Below are 18374 nucleotides of genomic sequence, written 5' to 3' on the forward strand. Positions count from 1 at the left end.
ACATGGATCAAATCATCGATTTTCTTGAGAAAAATGGTGGGGAACTCCTCACAAAAATGTGGGAGCATTTATACATTTCTTTAATTGCCGTTGTGTTAGGCATTATCGTGGCCGTTCCTTTAGGCGTCATTCTTACACGAATGAAAAGAGGCGCCGGTTTTGTCATCGGCATCGTGAATATCTTTCAAACACTCCCTAGTTTAGCGATTCTTGCATTTTTTATTCCTATTTTGGGAGTTGGAAAAATACCTGCGATCGTTGCGCTATTTTTCTATTCCGTTTTGCCTATTTTAAGAAATACGTATGCCGGTGTTCAAGGTGTGAACAAAAACTTGCTTGAATCTGGTAAAGGGATTGGCATGACGACATGGGAACAAATTCGTCTTGTGGAACTGCCGCTTGCTGTTCCGGTCATTATGGCAGGGGTCAGAACCTCAACGATTTATTTAATTGGGTGGACAACACTTGCTGCTTTTATCGGTGGAGGCGGTCTTGGTGACTACATTTTAATTGGGCTTCAGCTTTACCAGCCGGAATACATTATTGCGGGTGCGATCCCTGTCACTATTTTAGCAGTCATCATTGACCTTACATTGATGAAGCTTGAGAAAAAAGTAACACCAGAAGGCTTAAAAGGATTGAAGGAAGTTTCATAAGGAGTTGGCTCATGTGAAGAATCGAAAAACAAAATGGATCAGTGCACTGCTTGCCGGATGCTTGCTATTCATAAGTGGCTGTTCACTTCCTGGACTAGCCGGCTCTTCAGGGAGCACGCTGCGAATCGGTGCACAAAACTTTACAGAATCAGAAATTATGGCCTATATGGTGGGAGACATCATTGAGCATTACACAGATAAAAAGACAACCATTGTGAAGAATTTAGGCTCAAATACGGTGCAGCAAAAAGCAATGGAAAACGGTGATGTCGACATTTCGGCAACACGATATACAGGCACGGATTTAACAAGTACGCTAGGAATGGATGCAGAAAAAGATCCAAAGCGTGCAATGGAAATCGTCCAGAAAGAATTCAAAAAACGCTATGATTACAAATGGTTTGATTCCTATGGGTTTGATAATACGTATGCCTTTGCTGTGACGCAGAAGATGGCGAAGGAAAACAACCTAGAAACAGTCTCTGATTTAAAAAAGAATGCCAAAAATTATCGCTTCGGTGTAGATAATATTTGGCTGAAAAAGAAAGGTGACGGTTACGAAGGGTTTGTGAAAACATACGGAATTGAATTTGGAAGCACTTTTCCGATGCAGATCGGTCTAGTCTATGACGCATTGAAAAATGAAAAAATGGATATTGTGCTTGCCTATTCAACAGATGGCCGGATCAAAGCGTATAATCTCAAAATCTTAAAAGATGATAAACGATTCTTCCCACCATACGATGCATCACCAGTTGTCCCTGAGAAGGTATTAAAAGAAAATCCAGGACTGGACAAGGTGATCAACAGGTTGATTGGAAAAATCGATACCGAACAAATGCAAGAGCTCAATTATCAAGTCGATGGAGAACTAAAAGAACCAGCGACTGTTGCGAGAGATTTTTTAAAGAAACACAATTACTTTGAGTAAGATTGGGAGGTGTCAGAGCTGATGGACACACTGCAGCAATTATGGGCGTATTATCAACAGAACGGTTCATATGTGTTAGAAGAATTTTACCGGCATTTCCTCATGTCAGCGTATGGGGTATTATTTGCGGCAATTGTCGGAATACCAGTCGGCATCTTTGTGGCGCATTACCGCAAACTGAGCAATTGGGTGTTCGCAATAACCAATGTCATTCAAACCATTCCAGCGTTAGCGATGCTTTCTGTGTTGATGCTTGTATTAGGACTTGGCGCAAATACAGTCATCTTATCACTCTTTTTGTATTCGCTTCTGCCGATTATCCGTAACACGTACACAGGTATTGTCAGCATTGAGCATGCCTATTTAGAATCGGGGAAAGCGATGGGTATGACGAAATGGCAAGTGCTGAGAATGGTTGAATTACCGCTTGCTTTATCTGTCATTATGGCTGGTTTAAGAACCGCACTTGTGATCGCAATCGGTATTACAGCGATTGGGACATTTGTTGGTGCTGGAGGACTTGGTGATATTATCATCAGAGGATCAAACGCGACAAACGGAACAGCCATTATTTTAGCAGGTGCTATTCCAACTGCGCTCATGGCCATTATTGCCGACCTTGTCATGGGCTGGCTTGAACGCTATTTAAGCCCAACCAACAAGAAAAAAGAAAGCAAGGCGTTAGCTGAAAAAAACATGACGTCCGCATAAATGCTTGAAAAGACAAAACCTCCTCTACATCTGTAGGGGAGGTTTTTTTATCATGATTAGGCGGCTCACATCAGGAGACATTTATGATTCAAGTGTGATCCATTCAGAGGACCACTTCGTAATTTCCTCAAAAACGGGTGCAAGTGAGCGCCCCATATCAGTTAATGAATACTCAATACGCACGGGTGTTTCAGCAAAAACCTCCCGTTTTACAATGCCTGCTGCTTCCAGCTCTTTTAATCTCTCAGATAAAACCCTTCCGCTTAAATTGGTCAGAGCTGCTTCGATTTCACTAAAGCGCTGCGAACCTGAGAGAAGCTGAAAAACAATCAGTGCCACCCAGCGTTTACTTAATAACTCAACTGCTTTTTCAAACCGTGGGCACATATCAGATTGATTCATCTTTCTTCACTCCAATCTGAACCCATTATACCGTAATTCTGTCAAAAATCGGCGCAAAAAGCTTGTCAATGATCAAAACATTTTACGATGACGAACGGCTGTTTAGTAGAAATAACAAATAGCGGTTTAAATCCTCTATTTCATGTTTAGAAAGGGTGGACCATATGTCGCCATTAAATATTTCAAGATCATCAAGTTCATATTGCTCTGCTGCTTCTTTTATTTGGGTAAAAGCCGTTTCTTCTTCCTTTATGACATAGGCAGAAGATGCTTCTTCAATATACCCTGCAGCCTGCATCATGTCCTCATAAGGTACTTTTAATGCACCTGCTAGTTTTTTAATTGTAGGAGGTTTCGGAATGCCGCGTTTCCCGTTTTCAATCCGAGAAATACCAGCAGCGCTGACCTCTGAATACATCGCTAATTGGTTCACCGATAGTTTCCTTTTCTCACGTAATGCTCTTAAATATGCACCGAAGTTCATCAACTCAAAACCTCACATGGTTAAAGATTAGTTATCTCTAGTGTACTCGATTTGTTGACTATTGGCAATAAGTGTACCATGAAAATATTGACATTAGTTAATGGTGGATGTATCTTATGTTTATGCCCCGCTATTTGTTCGCCTTTTTTTGGTTAATGAGCGTGAGAAAGTATTGATTCAGCTGGCTGATGTCTTGTGCGGTGAGTGTTTCCCATTGGTCTCCATCGAAAATAGGGAGATGTTCTACATCCTTTTGAAGCGCCGTTTGATAGATTTTTAATATGGATTCATATTTCGGTTTCATTTCATGCACTTTTTCCTGTTCAATATAACCGGCAAGCAGCATTAAATCCTCATAAGGCACCTTCAAAGCGCGTGCTAATTTTTTTATGGTTAAAGGCTTTGGCACACCACGCTTTCCATTCTCAATCCGAGAAATACCGGCAGCGCTTACGCCTGAATACATGGCGAGTTGATTGACAGACATCTTTCTATTCTCTCTTAAAATGCGTAATTGTTCACCAAAGTGATTCATGTCATCGAACCTCACATTTCAGTATATGACTTATTTTAGTATGATCATTGACCAAAGGAAATAGAAAGGGCGTAAAAGTGTTGACATAAGTTAATGAATCCGGGAGATGTGAGAATCCTACATGTTGTACATATTGATCCTATAGGAGGTTGTAATGATGGTCGAAAAGATTCAGATCAGGCGGGCTTTTGTGATGCAGTATATGATTGAAAACGATATGTCTTTAAATCAGCTCGCAGATGAAATTGGCATCTCTCCTGCCACACTCAGCAGGGTATTGAATGGTCACCGGAAGCCAGGACAGCTTGTCATTGGTAAAATGATTCATTACTTTGATAAAAAATTTGAAGATTTATTTTACTATGAAGATGTTGACAAAAGTCAATGAATGAAATCATTGTATGATCATTAAGGAGGCGGCTTCATTGAAAAGAACTGGAATGGTAAGACACATCGATTCGCTTGGCAGAATTGTTCTGCCTTCAGAAATGCGAAAGGTACTCAATATAAAAGAAGAGCAGCTGTTAGAAATTTTCATCGAAGATCAAACCATTATGCTGAAAAAATATGATGCAGATAAGAGCTGCTTATTAACTGGCCAAATAACGAAATACAACAAAAGCTATGGAAATGGTAACGTCGTGCTGAGTCCTGAAGGAGCTGAACGGTTGTTAGTAGAATTAAAACAGCTCTTAAAAGAAGAAGCAACTCGCTAAAAACGTTTTTTAACCTCAAAAATTGCATATAAAAAATGCTGCATACAATCCATTGGAGCGAAATTGAATCAAAATGACAAATAAAGTCGACAATATATAGGAAATCTTTATTTTGATGTTTCGTGACATGCACCTTGTTTTCATGTAAAATAAAGTTATGTGTACCAGTTTGTCTGGAGGTGTTTTCATGCACGCATTTGTTATCACATTACTCGTAATTGTCAGTATCGCACTTATCATCGTTGTATTATTACAATCAAGTAAAAGTGCAGGACTGTCAGGCGCTATTTCAGGTGGAGCCGAGCAGCTTTTCGGTAAGCAAAAAGCGAGAGGTCTTGACTTGATTCTTCACCGATTAACTGTCATTTTGTCAGTGCTTTTCTTCATCTTAACACTTGCATTGGCATATTTAGGCGTGTAGGCGCGAGTAACAGAAGGTCTGATCTTTTTTCAGACCTTTTTTTATTATCAGCACTCTTTTGTGTTTGGTTCATACATACAAGTGGAAAATATAAACCATATCAGAAGGAAAGGAAGTCACATCATGAAAGTTGTTACACCAAAACCATTTACGTTTAAAGGTGGAGAAAAGGCGGTGCTTCTTCTTCACGGTTTTACTGGGAATACAGCCGATGTTCGTATGCTTGGGCGTTATTTGAATGAAAGAGGCTATACATGCCATGCACCTCAATACAAAGGACACGGTGTACCGCCAGAGGAGCTTGTTCATACAGGTCCTACAGATTGGTGGAAAGATGTAGAAGAAGGCTATCAATTTTTAAAAGACGAAGGTTATGAGGAAATTGCGGTCTGCGGACTATCCCTCGGAGGAGTTTTTTCATTGAAATTAGGTTACACTGTACCTGTAAAGGGAATTGTACCTATGTGTGCACCTATGTACATAAAAAGTGAAGAAGTCATGTACCAGGGTGTACTAGATTATGCCCGTAACTATAAAAAATTCGAGGGTAAGTCAGAGGATCAAATTGAGCAAGAGATGGAAGAGTTCAAGAAAACACCAATGGGTACACTCAAGGCTCTTCAAGAACTCATTGCAGATGTCAGAAACAATGTTGACATGATTTATTCACCTACTTTTGTTGTTCAGGCACGTCATGATCATATGATTAATACAGACAGTGCAAACATTATTTATAACGAAGTAGAGACAGATGAAAAACATTTAAAGTGGTATGAAGAATCGGGCCATGTTATCACGCTTGATAAAGAGCGGGAGAAGGTTCATCAGGATGTATATGCATTCTTAGAATCACTCGATTGGTCAATTTAAATATATAGGGGGTTAGAGTGTGCAAAAAGAAGAATTTATGGATGAATTACTTGCGTTTATGCAAGAAGAGGCGTACAAACCATTAACGGTACAGGAATTAGAAGTCATGATGGAAATTACCAATCCAGATGATTATAAAGAGCTCGTCAAAGCACTTGTGATATTAGAGGATCAGGGACTGATCGTCCGTACCCGCAGCGACCGCTATGGTGTACCGGAAAAAATGAACTTGGTAAAAGGGAAGCTGTCTGCGCATGCAAAAGGATTTGCATTTGTGACACCAGAAGAGTTTGGACAGGATGATATTTTCATTCCGCCAAATGAGCTAGGCACAGCAATGAATGGAGACACCGTCATGGTTCGTGTCAGCCACAAATCAAATGGCACCAAAAAAGAAGGAACGGTCATCCGTATTCTGGAGCGTAATACTCAGACGGTTGTCGGTACCTATACAGAAACGAAAAGCTTTGGTTTTGTCATTCCTGATGATAAAAAAATCACAAACGATATCTTCATTCCGAAATCCGCTAAAAACGGAGCGGTTGAAGGTCATAAAGTCGTTGTCACGCTGACAAGCTATCCAGAAGGTAGAATGAGCGCAGAAGGTGAAGTGACGGAAATTCTCGGTCACAAAAATGACCCTGGCATCGATATTTTATCGATTATTCATAAACACGGTCTACCAGGTGAGTTTCCGGAAGAAGCGCTCCAGCAGGCAGCAGACACACCTGAAACGATTGATGAAAAAGACTTAGAAGGCAGACGTGATCTGCGCAATGAAACGATCGTGACGATTGACGGTGCAGATGCAAAGGACTTAGATGATGCTGTAACCGTGCAAAAGCTCGATGATGGCAAATATAAGCTCGGCGTGCACATTGCAGACGTTTCTCATTATGTTACAGAGAATTCGCCGATTGATCAGGAAGCCTATGAGCGCGGAACGAGTGTGTATCTTGTCGACCGCGTCATTCCAATGATTCCTCATCGCCTGTCAAATGGCATTTGCTCATTGAATCCGAAGGTTGATCGTCTCACACTCTCTTGTGAAATGATCATTGATCGTAGTGGGAAAGTCGTCAAACACGAAATTTTCCAAAGTGTGATCAAAACGACGGAAAGAATGACCTATTCCGATGTGAATAAGATTTTAGTTGACCAAGATGAAGAGCTTTTAGACAAATACGAGCCGTTAGTACCAATGTTCCAAGAGATGGAGAAGCTTGCAGAAATTCTGCGTGACAAGCGAATGGAGCGCGGAGCAGTCGACTTTGATTTCAAGGAAGCAAAGGTGCTTGTAGATGATGAAGGCGCAGCGAAAGACGTAGTCATTCGTGAGCGTTCCGTTGCAGAGAAATTAATTGAAGAATTCATGCTGGTGGCAAACGAAACAGTTGCCGAGCATTTCCACTGGATGAATGTTCCGTTCATTTACCGAATTCACGAAGAACCAAATCCTGAGAAGCTTCAGCGCTTTTTAGAGTTCGTGACGACGTTTGGTTACATTGTGAAAGGGACGTCAACGAATATTCACCCGCGTGCTCTTCAAAGTGTACTTGATGCCGTCCGTGATCAGCCGGAAGAAGTCGTGATTCAAACTGTGATGCTTCGCTCAATGAAACAGGCGAAGTATGATCCAGAAAGCATTGGCCATTTTGGATTATCAACGGAATTCTATACACACTTCACATCACCGATCCGCCGTTACCCGGATTTAATCGTGCATAGGCTGATCAGAACCTATTTAATAGAGAAAAAGACAGACGAAGCGACCCTTGAAAAATGGGGTCAATTGCTGCCAGAAATCGCAGATCATGCATCTACAATGGAGCGCCGCTCTGTTGATGCTGAGCGCGAAACAGATGACCTGAAAAAGGCAGAGTATATGCTTGATAAAATCGGTGAAGAGTTTGATGGTATGATTAGTTCCGTCACGAATTTCGGACTATTCGTTGAACTGCCGAATACGATAGAAGGTCTTGTCCATGTGAGCTACATGACTGACGACTACTATCGTTTTGATGAACAGCACTTTGCGATGATCGGTGAACGTACAGGGAATGTCTACCGTATCGGTGACGAAATCACTGTGAAAGTGGTGAGTGTGAATAAAGATGAGCATTCCATTGATTTTGAAATCGTCGGGATGAAAGGCACTCGCCGTAAATCACCAAAAGACTTCAAGTTCAAAAAACGGACAGATCCACCAGCCAAAAAAGGACGCGGAGGTCAAAAGGCCTCTGGGGAAAAAGGCAAAGAGGATAAAGGCGGCGACTGGTTCACAGGTCGTAAAAAGAAGAAAAAGAAAAAACGCGTTTTTGATAACGCACCGAAACAAAAGCGCAAAAAGAAAAAGTAACGTGACAAAAAGCAAATAGGGCACCATGCTCTATTTGCTTTTTGACCACGTGGCATCAGCATTGTCGAAAGCTGGATTGTTTGATAAAATAATCCGTACGATTTGGACCGTGTCTGTGTCAAAAGGAGGGTGTACGCCAATGCCAAAGGGAGAGGGAAAGGTTGTTTCCCAAAACAAAAAAGCCAATCATGATTATTTTATAGAAGAAACATACGAAGCCGGCCTTGTATTACAAGGAACTGAAATCAAATCCATTCGAGCAGGAAAAGTGAATTTAAAAGATTCCTTTGCCAAAATCGAACGAGGAGAAGTGTTTCTTCACAATATGCACGTAAGCCCATACGAGCAGGGGAACCGTTATAACCATGATCCGCTCAGAACGAGAAAGCTGCTACTTCACCGCAAACAAATCAGTAAATTGATTGGTGCGACAAAGGAAGAGGGCTATTCACTTGTTCCCATTAAACTCTATTTGAAAAATGGCTTTGCCAAAGTGCTAATTGGAGTCGGTAAAGGGAAGAAAAAATATGATAAACGTGAAGATCTGAAGAAAAAAGATGCGAAACGTGAAATCGAGCGTGCTTTCCGTGACCGGCAAAAGCAATTCTAGACGCATGCAGATGGCTTGCTGAGAGCGGAAGCATTATGCTACAATATGTTATGCAGTAAACAATCATTGTCGTCTTTTTACAGAAACCACCAGTTGTTTCGAGCGATGAGATTGTTATAATAGTCATATACGGAAGCAGTTAAGCTAAAGAACGTTTCCATCCCGTATATCCCTTTTACAAGGGGACGTTACGGATTCGACAGGGATGGTTCGAGCTTAGGCTGCGAGCCGAGAGGCGATCTCGTTAACACGCACCTAAATGTAACTGGCAAAACTAAAAGTTTTAACCAAAACTTAGCACTAGCTGCCTAATAAGCGCAGCGAGCTCTTCCTGACATCGCCTATGTGTCTGTGAGGAGCCCAATGAAGTAGGCTACGCTTACGTTTTCGTCTGAGGACGTAAGAAGAGATCCATCAGACTAGCTCTCCAAGCGCCCGTCAGCAGGCATGAGGATGAGTGAACACGAAATATGTTGACTACGCTCGTAGACGCTTAAGTAATCGATGTCTCTGGACGTGGGTTCGACTCCCACCGTCTCCATCAAAACTTTTAGAATGCAGTCGTATCAAGGGTTTGAAAGCCCTTGGTGCGGGTCTGGCATCTTTAAAAAATGAATGGTTATATGAAATGACGCTATCACAGCGTCATTTTTCTTTGCTATTAGAAACTTAAACAATCTGAATTTTAAACAAAACTGGATGTTATCATACAGACAAAATACGTTCTTATTATTTTTATTTCAAGTCGGCTAGAACAGTGGTTTTTTTATGTTAAGTATGATAAATTGTTGTATCATAGAAGTATAGATGAAAACATTTTGGATAAACGAATTTCTAGTGAGTCGTCTTTTTAGACGAATCTTTTTTTTGAATAAAAACACGTTTTTGTTATAATATTTATTGTTTTTTAAATCATATTAAGTGATGAAAAGATCAAACATTGTTGTTTATATAAAATTTGGAAGAGGGATCTTATGTTATTTACTATTGTTATTCCTTATAAGGATACCAATAAAAAGTATACTGATAACTGCATGAAAAGTTTAGATGATCAAATTTTTAAAGATTTCGAAGTACTTTTGGTCCATCAAGATAGTCAACACCTAGAAGAAATTTTAGCGCCTTATACTTTTAATTATAGAACAATCAATATGGGACCTCATACAAATGCAGGCATTAGTAGAAATAAAGGCATAGAAGAAGCTCAAGGAGAGTACATCTTATTTTTAGATGCTGATGATTTCTTACATCCCAATGCGCTGATATATGCGAAGCAAATCATTGATCAAGAACAATTGAATGTTTTTAAGCTGAAAGTGAAAAAGACAATTGTAGACAGAAACACAACATTAAAGGAAAAGAAGCAGGCTTTGTATCAGCATGATACGTTGGATAACTTAAGTCATGTTTTGAAAAAATTAAATGTGGATGCAAATGAAAACGAAGTCATGCAGATGCTTTTTGAGGAGAATGTTGTATCAGCTCATTATCATGAAATTGCAAAAGAAAAGTTCTTTAAGAAGATTTCTTATCAATTAAAATCACATGGGTTCGTTGTTCAAAAGAAATATTTGTTGAACAATCAAATACAGTTTGATGAAAGCGCACCATTGTATAGTGATATTCCGTTCTTAATGAAAATTTATCAAGATGCATTCTCTATTTTGGAAACATCAATTTGTCTATACTATAAGCTGATCCATAATGATCCTATCAATTTCCCTTCACTTTCCCAGGAAGAACAGGATCATCGATTTGAAGAAATGTTCCGAACATTAAGCAAATCAATCGAACAATGTGACGATTTGGCTTTAGTGAAACAAGTGAAGCTTGAAGCGATCAGCCAATATTTATATAAGGTTGTAAAAAGCCCATTGTTTAAAGAGGGCATTCAACGTTTAACGCCTATTTATCAGTCCTGTCAAACCATTTTGAATGCAGAGTCAAATCCAATCAAATTGAAGAAAAGACATTCAAAAGAAATTAATGCAATTAAGGTCGGGAATTATCATAAGGCATATCGTCTGAGTAAAAAGAGAGTTCTCTATTATAATCTGTATCAGGGCATAAAACCGAAAAAGAAGAGAGCGAGACAAAGAATCGTTCAACAATTATTCTTCTCAAGATTACCTATTAAACCTAACACCATTGTCTATGAAAGCTTTTTAGGAAGAAACTATTCGGATAGCCCTAAGGCGATATTTAAATATCTTCTTGAGCATGAGCCAAATCAATGGAAGCATGTTTGGATTCTGAATGATAAAGAAATGGTGGCAAATGAAGAAGAATTTCAGCACAAGAACGTTAAAGTAATTAAGCGATTTAGCTGGAGCTATTTTTACTATGTCACAGTGGCAAAATATTTTGTTTTAAACATGAGACAGCCCAAGTCACTTTATAAAAAAGATGAACAAATTATCTTATCTACATGGCATGGTACACCACTTAAGAAATTAGTATTTGATATGGATAATGTAGTATCTGCAAATCCAGATTACAAAAAAGAATTTTATTTACAATCTCGAAAATGGGATTACCTAATTGCAGCAAACCCATATTCTGAAAAAATCTTCGAAAGTGCATTTATGTATCCGAAAGAAAAAATATTAACATATGGCTATCCAAGAAATGATATTCTGAAAAACTTTACAGATGCAGATAAAGTGAAGATTAAATCGAAGCTTGGTATACCTGCTGATAAAAAAGTCATTTTATATGCTCCAACATGGAGAGATGATGAATTTCATAAAGCGGGGCAATACAAATTTAATCTCACTTTAGATTTAAATTTGTTAAAAGAAAAGTTAGGCGAAGAATATGTCATCATTTTACGAATGCATTATTTCATTTCAGATAATATTGATTTAACAGGGTTTGAAGGGTTTGCCTTTGACTATTCTAAATATAATGATATCAATGATTTATATATTTCAAGTGACATCCTTATCACGGATTACTCGTCTGTATTCTTTGATTTTGCAAACCTAAGGCAGCCGATTCTTTTCTTTACGTATGATATTGATAAATACAAAGATGTGCTGAGAGGTTTTTATATTGATGTCGAAAAAGATCTGCCAGGTCCGTTATTGTATACGTCTGAAGAAGTGCTTCATAGCATTCAGAACATTGAAAGCGTAAAAGATGCTTACAAGGAAAAATACGATGTATTCCATGAAAGATTCTGTTCACTAGAAGATGGAAAAGCAAGTGAACGAGTGGTGAAGGAAGTATTTACTCGTAATCATTAAAGTTAAACCTCTACTTGCGATGGGACAAGTAGAGGTTTTTTCTATTACTAAGTCAAGCGTTCTTCTGAAAAGACTGGATCATTCGAACAAACAAAGGACAAACCACAATCAACGCCATCATCATCAAAAGCTCATCCGACATGATCTCCACAAATGTTGTCTGAATCACATAAACCGCAAGCAGCAGCAAATAACTCATCAAAAATAACAGCCCAGATCGTTTCTTTTGAAATGGCTTCTCTAAAAGAATCAGCATAAACAAACCTGCCATGATGATCAAAAAAGTCATCTCCTATCAAGCCTCCTTTTCATTCATCTCCACATTGTACAGATATTTCACTTGCAACAATATGCTTTATCCTTAAATTAAGTAAGAAGTAATGAATAGATGGGGCGCCACGACTAGTAAAATGACGAACGCTTTCCAAAAAACCGCCAACCAAATCAAAATCACATCTTCCCATTTGAGACGTCCTCATATATAGTAAGATTAGACTAGTTCTAAATAACTGAAATTGGGGCGTTTACATGGATTCGATTGTTTTACATTTTATTGTGATCATGAGTGTTTCTGGCATTCTGTCCGTAATATTATCAATCATTGCTCATGCAAATCGCCATCGGTATATTGGCTGTCAATTGTTTATGTATATGTCTGGAGCAACTGCGATTTATATTTTTGGACATACATTTGAATTATTGGCGCGCACCCCTCAAGAAATTACATTCTGGGTTAGTTTTCAATACATAGGTCTTCCGTTTATTGCACCGTTCAGCCTGATGATTGTGCTGCAGTTTACTGGTTTCCATCAATATGTAACAAAGCGCCGCGTGCTTCTCTTCTTACTGATTCCAATTTTAACCACCATTCTGGTGTTCACCAACTCTTTTCATTCACTCTTTTACCGAAGCATCACGATGAATACAGTAGACGGGTTTTTATTAGCTGATTTTACCATTGGTTATTGGTATATCATTCATGGGGTCTATACATTTGGCTGTTCTATGCTCGCTATTTTTATGCTGCTTTGGTTTTTACGTGTGAAGAAAGAATATTTGAAACAGGTTCTGATCTTGCTCGTTGGAATATTATTGCCGATCACGACCTCTTTTATCTATTTATTAGGTGTCACGCCTTTTCACATTGACCCAGTACCAGTGGTGATGTTTTTAACCAACGCACTCTACTTATGGGCGATTATGTCTTTTCATCTCTTTAAGCTCTCTCCCATTGCGATGGAGCGTGTGTTTGAACATATGTCAGAAGGTGTTCTTCTATTGGATCGATACCGAACACTGATTGATTATAACCCTGCGGCTGCATTGATCATTCCTGTGCTCGCTAAAAAGGGAATCGGCTATAAAATCGATGATATATTCTCAGGGATCATCAAAGAGCCAGCGTTTATACAGTGGCTGCGTTCTCCGCAGGATCATTCACAGTATGATTTAATGTGGGAAAAAGAGCAGCCCTTCTATTATCATCTCACTGCTTCTTCTCTTTTTAATAGAAGAGGCGAAGTCGAGGGCAGGCAAATTGTGATCAGCGATGTTACGGAGCAGCGACTATTGCAGGAAGAGCTGGAGCGCCGAGCATATATTGATGGTTTGACGAATATCTTCAATCGGTCTTCCTTTATTGAACGAACGCAGATGTTATTGGAAGAGGATGCGCAGGATACTGCGATATTGCTATTTGATATTGATTTCTTTAAACAAATCAATGATACGCATGGACATCATATTGGAGACGAGGCGTTGCGTCATGTTGTGTCCATTTGTCAGCAGCATTTGAAGATGGATGATTTATTTGGCCGATATGGTGGAGAAGAGTTCGCCATTTGTCTGCCGCATCATTCATTTGAAGAGGCATGTCATATTGCGGAACAGATGAGACATTCATTTGAAGTGAGTTTCTTTCAGACAGATGAGAAAAAAGTAAGAGTGACAGCAAGCTTTGGCGTCGCCCATACAGCGAATGATCCCTCTATATTAGAAACGCTTCTATTTGAGGCAGATCAAGCCTTGTATATGTCAAAACGCCAAGGACGTAATCGGATTTATGCATCAACTGGTTCGGACTATATGCTGTACCAAAAGCAGGATCTTCCGCCTGCTTCTCATTGACTGTTGTCCTTCATTTAGATATGATAAACATAACATTTGAACGGTTTCCTAAAGGGGAGTAGCTTTTACGGTTTGGTCGTCATTACAGAAACATCCTTTGTTTCTCGGCCATTCCGGCATGAACATGTTAGCCAGACCTTTGCCTATCACACATGAGGCAAAGATCTGGCTTTTTTTAAGGTCTTTTTGCATCTGTGTGGTTGGAAGCTGGACAAATGAGGGGTTTCAACATAGCAGATGAAAGGATGATGGATCTTGAAACAATATGTGATGGCGTTTCTATTAACCGGTACGTTTTTGTTAAGTGGATGTTCAGGACTGTTAGACCAAGTAAACGATACAACGACATATGTCACAGAGGCAAATGAGTATGTGACGGATATTCAGCAATTCACAGAGGATTTTCCACAGCTTGCGGAAGAAGCTGTACAAGATGCTGCCAAAAGAGCAGATTTGACGCAGCAACTTGAATCATTGAAAGCAGACATTCAAGAATTTAATGAACTCACAGCCCCATCAATAGCAGAAGACCTGCATGCACAAATCATGGAGAAAAATAAAGTGCTGTCAGAGGAGATTCAAACCTATTTACAGCAATTGAAAATGGACAACTTCGATGCTGCAGCTATTTTAGAGGATCAGCAAGGCCTCATGAAGCAGCTTCAGCAATCGGTCAGCCTTTTGCAAGATATTGAACAACTAACAAACTAGGATAAGCAAACGGTGATCACAGCATATCTTTGCCTTTTCAGGTGAAGATATGCTTTAATTGAATGTAACACAAGTATGATAGAAAAAAGGTGATCAGATGACAGAACATGAAGAAAGACATATCGCTTCGCCTAGAGCTGAGAAGGAAAAAGAGCAATTAATCAATCGCTTAAAACGAGTGGAAGGCCAAGTGCGAGGGATTCAGCAAATGATTGAAAACGATCGTTACTGCATAGATGTCGTGAATCAAATTTCTGCTGTCAATGCAGCTTTAAAAAAAGTGAGTCTTCAATTAATGGAAAAGCATACACATCACTGCGTAGCGGATGCCATTAAGAGCGGTAATGGGGATGAAGCCATTGAGGAGTTAATGAATGTCTTCACGAAGCTGACAAAATCGTAGCAAAAGCGGATCATTTATGTTTACAATGATACCCTACTAGGGTATAGTAAAAATATAAAATGATTGATGGAGGCGATGAGAAGTGGAACAAGCAACACTACAAGTGCAAGGCATGTCTTGCGGACATTGTGTGAAAGCAGTCGAAGGAAATGTAGGAGAATTAGCAGGTGTTGAATCTGTGAAAGTCCATTTAGATAAGGGTCAGGTGGAGGTTTCCTTTCACCCAGATCAAATCACGTTACACCAGATCTCTGATGTCATTGAAGAACAGGGATATGATGTCGTATAAAATGAGCATACGTGCTGCATAAGACAGCACGTATTTTTTTAAAAATAACAATACCCCCATGGAGTATGTGGAGAGGTGAGATAAATGAAAAAAGAAATTGATTTTCAAATTACGGGAATGACTTGCGCCGCCTGTGCAGGCCGCATTGAAAAGGGCTTGAACAGGTTGGAAGGTGTGGACGACGCCAGTGTGAACTTTGCACTTGAAACATCCCACATTGTGTATGAAACAGAACAACTCACAACAGAGGATCTAAAACAAAAAATTCAATCTCTTGGCTATGATGTGGTGGTGGAGCAAGCAGAATTTGATATAGAGGGAATGACATGTGCGGCTTGTGCAAACCGAATTGAGAAAAAAGTCAACCGGATGGATGGTATTGATAAAGGATCAGTGAACTTTGCGCTTGAGTCACTTCAGGTGACATATCATCCAGGGAAAATATCTCCAAGTGACATAAAAGAGGCTGTGAAATCCATTGGGTATTCATTAATTGAACCAGCCGAGGAGCATGCAGAGGAAGGGAAAAAAGACCATCGCCAAGTAGCGATTGAGAAACAAACGGCACGCTTTTTGTTCTCGATGATTTTGTCATTGCCTCTTCTTTGGGCAATGGTCAGTCATTTTTCTTTCACATCGTTTATTTGGTTGCCACAAGCGTTTATGAATCCATGGGTTCAGCTCGCATTAGCAGCGCCCGTCCAGTTCATTGTCGGCTGGCCTTTTTATGTAGGTGCTTATAAAGCGTTGAAAAATAAAAGTGCCAATATGGATGTCCTTGTGGCACTAGGGACATCGGCTGCTTTTTTCTATAGTTTATATGAAAGTATTCAGTCAGCGGTTCAAGGCACACATGAAGCGGCCCTCTATTATGAAACGAGTGCTGTGCTGATTACGTTGATTGTGCTCGGAAAGTTAATGGAAGCAAGAGCGAAAGGGAGATCATCAGAAGCGATTCAAAAACTGATGGGCTTACAAGCGAAAGAAGCTGTGATAGAGCGAGATGGGAAAGAAATGACCGTTCCTATTTCTGAAGTGAAAGTGAATGATCTTGTGTTCGTCAAGCCGGGTGAAAAAGTCCCGATAGACGGAGAAATCATCGAAGGAACAACAGCGATCGACGAATCGATGATTACAGGAGAAAGTCTGCCGGTTGATAAAACCACAGGAGATACAGTCATCGGGGCAACCATCAATAAAAATGGATTTGTGAAAGTGAAAGCAACAAAAGTAGGAAAAGAAACGGCTCTTTCACAAATCATTCGAGTCGTCGAACAAGCGCAAGGCTCAAAAGCACCAATTCAAAGAATGGCAGATCAAATTTCAGGGATATTTGTCCCCATTGTTGTAGGATTGGCTGTGCTCACTTTTCTGATTTGGTATATCTTTGTTGATCCAGGAAATGTGACAGCATCCCTTGAAACCTTTATAGCAGTCATCGTCATCGCATGTCCTTGTGCGCTTGGCCTTGCTACACCGACCTCTATTATGGCAGGCAGCGGCCGGGCAGCTGAATCAGGGATTTTGTTTAAAGGCGGAGAACACTTAGAGGTAACCCAATCACTAGATACAGTAGTGCTAGATAAAACAGGGACTGTGACAAAAGGGGAGCCGAGTCTTACAGATGTGATCGCGTCTGCCAATTGGACAGAAGATACGCTGCTTCAGTTAGCAGGATCGGCAGAACAGCAGTCAGAGCATCCACTTGCCAGAGCGATTACAGAAGGCATGAAGAATCGGGGTCTCCAAGCGGTCGAGGTAGAAGCCTTTCAAGCAGATCCTGGTCATGGAATTGAAGCAAGAGCTGCAGGACATGAGCTTTTGATTGGCACACGGAAGCTCCTAAAGAAACATCATATCAGCTGCGAAGCACTAGAAGCAGTTGTGACTGAGCTTGAAGAACAAGGAAAAACGGCGATGCTCATTGCCATTGACAGCGAGCCAGCAGGTATTGTCGCCGTTGCTGATACAATCAAATCGTCTTCTTCTCAAGCGGTCGCTCGTCTCAAAGAGCAAGGGATTCACGTCGTGATGATGACAGGAGATAACAAACGCACAGCAGAAGCGATTGCGAGTGAGGCAGGCATAGATCATGTCATTGCTGAAGTTCTTCCCGAGGAAAAAGCGGCTCATATTGCAGCGCTTCAGAAACAAGGAAAAAAAGTGGCGATGGTTGGAGACGGCATCAATGATGCCCCTGCCCTTGCAACAGCAAATATCGGGATGGCTGTCGGAACAGGTACAGATGTTGCCATGGAAGCGGCAGATATTACGCTCATGACAGGAGATCTCCATGCCATTGCAGATGCACTTGAATTTAGCAGAAAAACGATGAGAAACATTAAACAGAATCTATTTTGGGCACTTGCTTACAATTGTATTGGCATACCAGTCGCCGCATTTGGGTTCCTGGCACCATGGCTTGCAGGAGCGGCAATGGCCTTTAGTTCTGTATCGGTTGTGCTGAACGCACTAAGATTACAGCGATTGAAACCTGTCAGAGAGGGTGTGGCAAAATGAAGCTGAATGTCAAATGGGTGTGGACGTTGAGTGCTGTGATTTATGTAGCCTTTGTACTGATAGGCTATGCGATTTATGTCGAACTTTCTCCTCTTCAAGAGCCGCCAGCTGATCATATGCAACATGAGACTTCATCAGAAGCGAAGTCCTCGCATTCGGTGTCAGTCCTGCGCTTTGGTGCTCGTCCTTTCTAGACTTCAATGGATTTCTGTCACAAAGAGCTAACATAAAGTTCATTTTAGCTCTTCTCAACAACCTGAGACTTCGCCAAAAGCGAAGTCTTTTTTTAACAATTTTGTGGAAAAACCCACCTTTTAAAAGATTTTTCATAAAAAATTCACTTCTTTTTGTTCCTTTTTGTCGTTTTTTGTAGGTTCATCG

At 40.2% G+C, this 18374-nt stretch carries 20 protein-coding genes and 1 other RNA gene; 17 read left to right on the forward strand and 4 right to left on the reverse strand.

What is annotated here, in order from left to right; all coding sequences use genetic code 11:
- Window positions 1-2 precede the first annotated feature (2 nt).
- The 3 genes from ACTJJQ_RS07685 to ACTJJQ_RS07695 are packed head-to-tail and all read left to right on the forward strand — an operon-like array spanning window position 3 to window position 2298.
- Entirely contained in the window at window positions 3-656 is a 654-nt protein-coding gene (locus ACTJJQ_RS07685; RefSeq protein WP_024719832.1) for an ABC transporter permease, read from the forward strand.
- A gap of 13 nt (window positions 657-669) precedes the next feature.
- Window positions 670-1587 carry an osmoprotectant ABC transporter substrate-binding protein gene (locus ACTJJQ_RS07690; RefSeq protein ID WP_008347678.1) on the forward strand — a complete coding sequence of 306 codons (918 nt, stop codon included), beginning with the start codon at window positions 670-672 and terminating at the stop codon, window positions 1585-1587.
- 21 nt (window positions 1588-1608) lie between these two features.
- Window positions 1609-2298 (forward strand): ABC transporter permease, encoded by a 690-nt coding sequence (locus ACTJJQ_RS07695; protein WP_008347676.1) that lies wholly within the window; start codon window positions 1609-1611, stop codon window positions 2296-2298.
- 81 nt (window positions 2299-2379) lie between these two features.
- Here ACTJJQ_RS07695 and ACTJJQ_RS07700 read toward each other — a convergent pair whose 3' ends face one another.
- The 3 genes from ACTJJQ_RS07700 to ACTJJQ_RS07710 all read right to left on the reverse strand — a co-directional run bounded on the left by ACTJJQ_RS07700 (window position 2380) and on the right by ACTJJQ_RS07710 (window position 3719).
- A complete protein-coding gene (locus ACTJJQ_RS07700; protein ID WP_242731075.1) occupies window positions 2380-2700 on the reverse strand; it encodes a winged helix-turn-helix transcriptional regulator in 321 nt (106 codons plus the stop codon).
- 82 nt (window positions 2701-2782) lie between these two features.
- The gene (locus tag ACTJJQ_RS07705) at window positions 2783-3184 is read right to left on the reverse strand and encodes a helix-turn-helix domain-containing protein (protein WP_008347673.1); all 402 of its coding nucleotides are present in this window, start codon (window positions 3182-3184) and stop codon (window positions 2783-2785) included.
- Window positions 3185-3314: 130 nt separating this feature from the next.
- Entirely contained in the window at window positions 3315-3719 is a 405-nt protein-coding gene (locus ACTJJQ_RS07710; RefSeq protein WP_007500204.1) for a helix-turn-helix domain-containing protein, read from the reverse strand.
- A gap of 154 nt (window positions 3720-3873) precedes the next feature.
- On the opposite strand from ACTJJQ_RS07710, the gene ACTJJQ_RS07715 reads away from it, so the two are divergent.
- From ACTJJQ_RS07715 to ACTJJQ_RS07750, 8 genes are all read left to right on the forward strand, one after another.
- Window positions 3874-4107, forward strand: a complete 234-nt coding sequence (locus tag ACTJJQ_RS07715) for a helix-turn-helix domain-containing protein (protein ID WP_008347669.1) — start codon at window positions 3874-3876, stop codon at window positions 4105-4107.
- A gap of 37 nt (window positions 4108-4144) precedes the next feature.
- Entirely contained in the window at window positions 4145-4435 is a 291-nt protein-coding gene (locus ACTJJQ_RS07720) for an AbrB/MazE/SpoVT family DNA-binding domain-containing protein (protein ID WP_008347666.1), read from the forward strand.
- A 187-nt stretch (window positions 4436-4622) separates the two neighbouring features.
- A complete protein-coding gene (gene secG / locus ACTJJQ_RS07725) occupies window positions 4623-4856 on the forward strand; it encodes a preprotein translocase subunit SecG (RefSeq protein ID WP_003212746.1) in 234 nt (77 codons plus the stop codon).
- Window positions 4857-4979: 123 nt separating this feature from the next.
- Window positions 4980-5726, forward strand: a complete 747-nt coding sequence (locus tag ACTJJQ_RS07730) for an alpha/beta hydrolase (protein ID WP_008347663.1) — start codon at window positions 4980-4982, stop codon at window positions 5724-5726.
- 19 nt (window positions 5727-5745) lie between these two features.
- On the forward strand, window positions 5746-8085 hold the full coding sequence (rnr, locus tag ACTJJQ_RS07735) for a ribonuclease R (RefSeq protein ID WP_046527453.1): 2340 nt from the start codon (window positions 5746-5748) through the stop codon (window positions 8083-8085).
- A 139-nt stretch (window positions 8086-8224) separates the two neighbouring features.
- Window positions 8225-8695 (forward strand): SsrA-binding protein SmpB, encoded by a 471-nt coding sequence (gene smpB, locus ACTJJQ_RS07740; RefSeq protein WP_008347658.1) that lies wholly within the window; start codon window positions 8225-8227, stop codon window positions 8693-8695.
- 181 nt (window positions 8696-8876) lie between these two features.
- Window positions 8877-9239, forward strand: a transfer-messenger RNA (tmRNA) gene (gene ssrA / locus ACTJJQ_RS07745).
- 430 nt (window positions 9240-9669) lie between these two features.
- Entirely contained in the window at window positions 9670-11943 is a 2274-nt protein-coding gene (locus tag ACTJJQ_RS07750) for a CDP-glycerol glycerophosphotransferase family protein (protein WP_440600092.1), read from the forward strand.
- A gap of 52 nt (window positions 11944-11995) precedes the next feature.
- Here ACTJJQ_RS07750 and ACTJJQ_RS07755 read toward each other — a convergent pair whose 3' ends face one another.
- A complete protein-coding gene (locus ACTJJQ_RS07755) occupies window positions 11996-12232 on the reverse strand; it encodes a hypothetical protein (RefSeq protein ID WP_440600093.1) in 237 nt (78 codons plus the stop codon).
- Window positions 12233-12471: 239 nt separating this feature from the next.
- Between ACTJJQ_RS07755 and ACTJJQ_RS07760 the strand changes: the two genes are divergently transcribed.
- The 6 genes from ACTJJQ_RS07760 to ACTJJQ_RS07785 all read left to right on the forward strand — a co-directional run bounded on the left by ACTJJQ_RS07760 (window position 12472) and on the right by ACTJJQ_RS07785 (window position 18187).
- Window positions 12472-14070 carry a histidine kinase N-terminal 7TM domain-containing diguanylate cyclase gene (locus tag ACTJJQ_RS07760; protein ID WP_058336929.1) on the forward strand — a complete coding sequence of 533 codons (1599 nt, stop codon included), beginning with the start codon at window positions 12472-12474 and terminating at the stop codon, window positions 14068-14070.
- A gap of 255 nt (window positions 14071-14325) precedes the next feature.
- A complete protein-coding gene (locus ACTJJQ_RS07765; RefSeq protein ID WP_440600094.1) occupies window positions 14326-14781 on the forward strand; it encodes a DUF6376 family protein in 456 nt (151 codons plus the stop codon).
- A gap of 97 nt (window positions 14782-14878) precedes the next feature.
- The gene (locus ACTJJQ_RS07770) at window positions 14879-15184 is read left to right on the forward strand and encodes a metal-sensing transcriptional repressor (RefSeq protein ID WP_017359234.1); all 306 of its coding nucleotides are present in this window, start codon (window positions 14879-14881) and stop codon (window positions 15182-15184) included.
- 82 nt (window positions 15185-15266) lie between these two features.
- Entirely contained in the window at window positions 15267-15473 is a 207-nt protein-coding gene (gene copZ / locus ACTJJQ_RS07775; protein ID WP_017368060.1) for a copper chaperone CopZ, read from the forward strand.
- A gap of 84 nt (window positions 15474-15557) precedes the next feature.
- Window positions 15558-17993 carry a heavy metal translocating P-type ATPase gene (locus ACTJJQ_RS07780; RefSeq protein ID WP_440600095.1) on the forward strand — a complete coding sequence of 812 codons (2436 nt, stop codon included), beginning with the start codon at window positions 15558-15560 and terminating at the stop codon, window positions 17991-17993.
- The gene (locus ACTJJQ_RS07785; protein WP_056702742.1) at window positions 17990-18187 is read left to right on the forward strand and encodes a hypothetical protein; all 198 of its coding nucleotides are present in this window, start codon (window positions 17990-17992) and stop codon (window positions 18185-18187) included. The genes ACTJJQ_RS07780 and ACTJJQ_RS07785 overlap by 4 nt, the downstream gene beginning before the upstream one ends.
- The last annotated feature ends 187 nt before the right edge of the window (window positions 18188-18374 follow it).

The organism is Bacillus sp. 22483 (assembly GCF_052044605.1).
GTDB classification, from domain to species: domain Bacteria; phylum Bacillota; class Bacilli; order Bacillales; family Bacillaceae; genus Bacillus; species Bacillus altitudinis.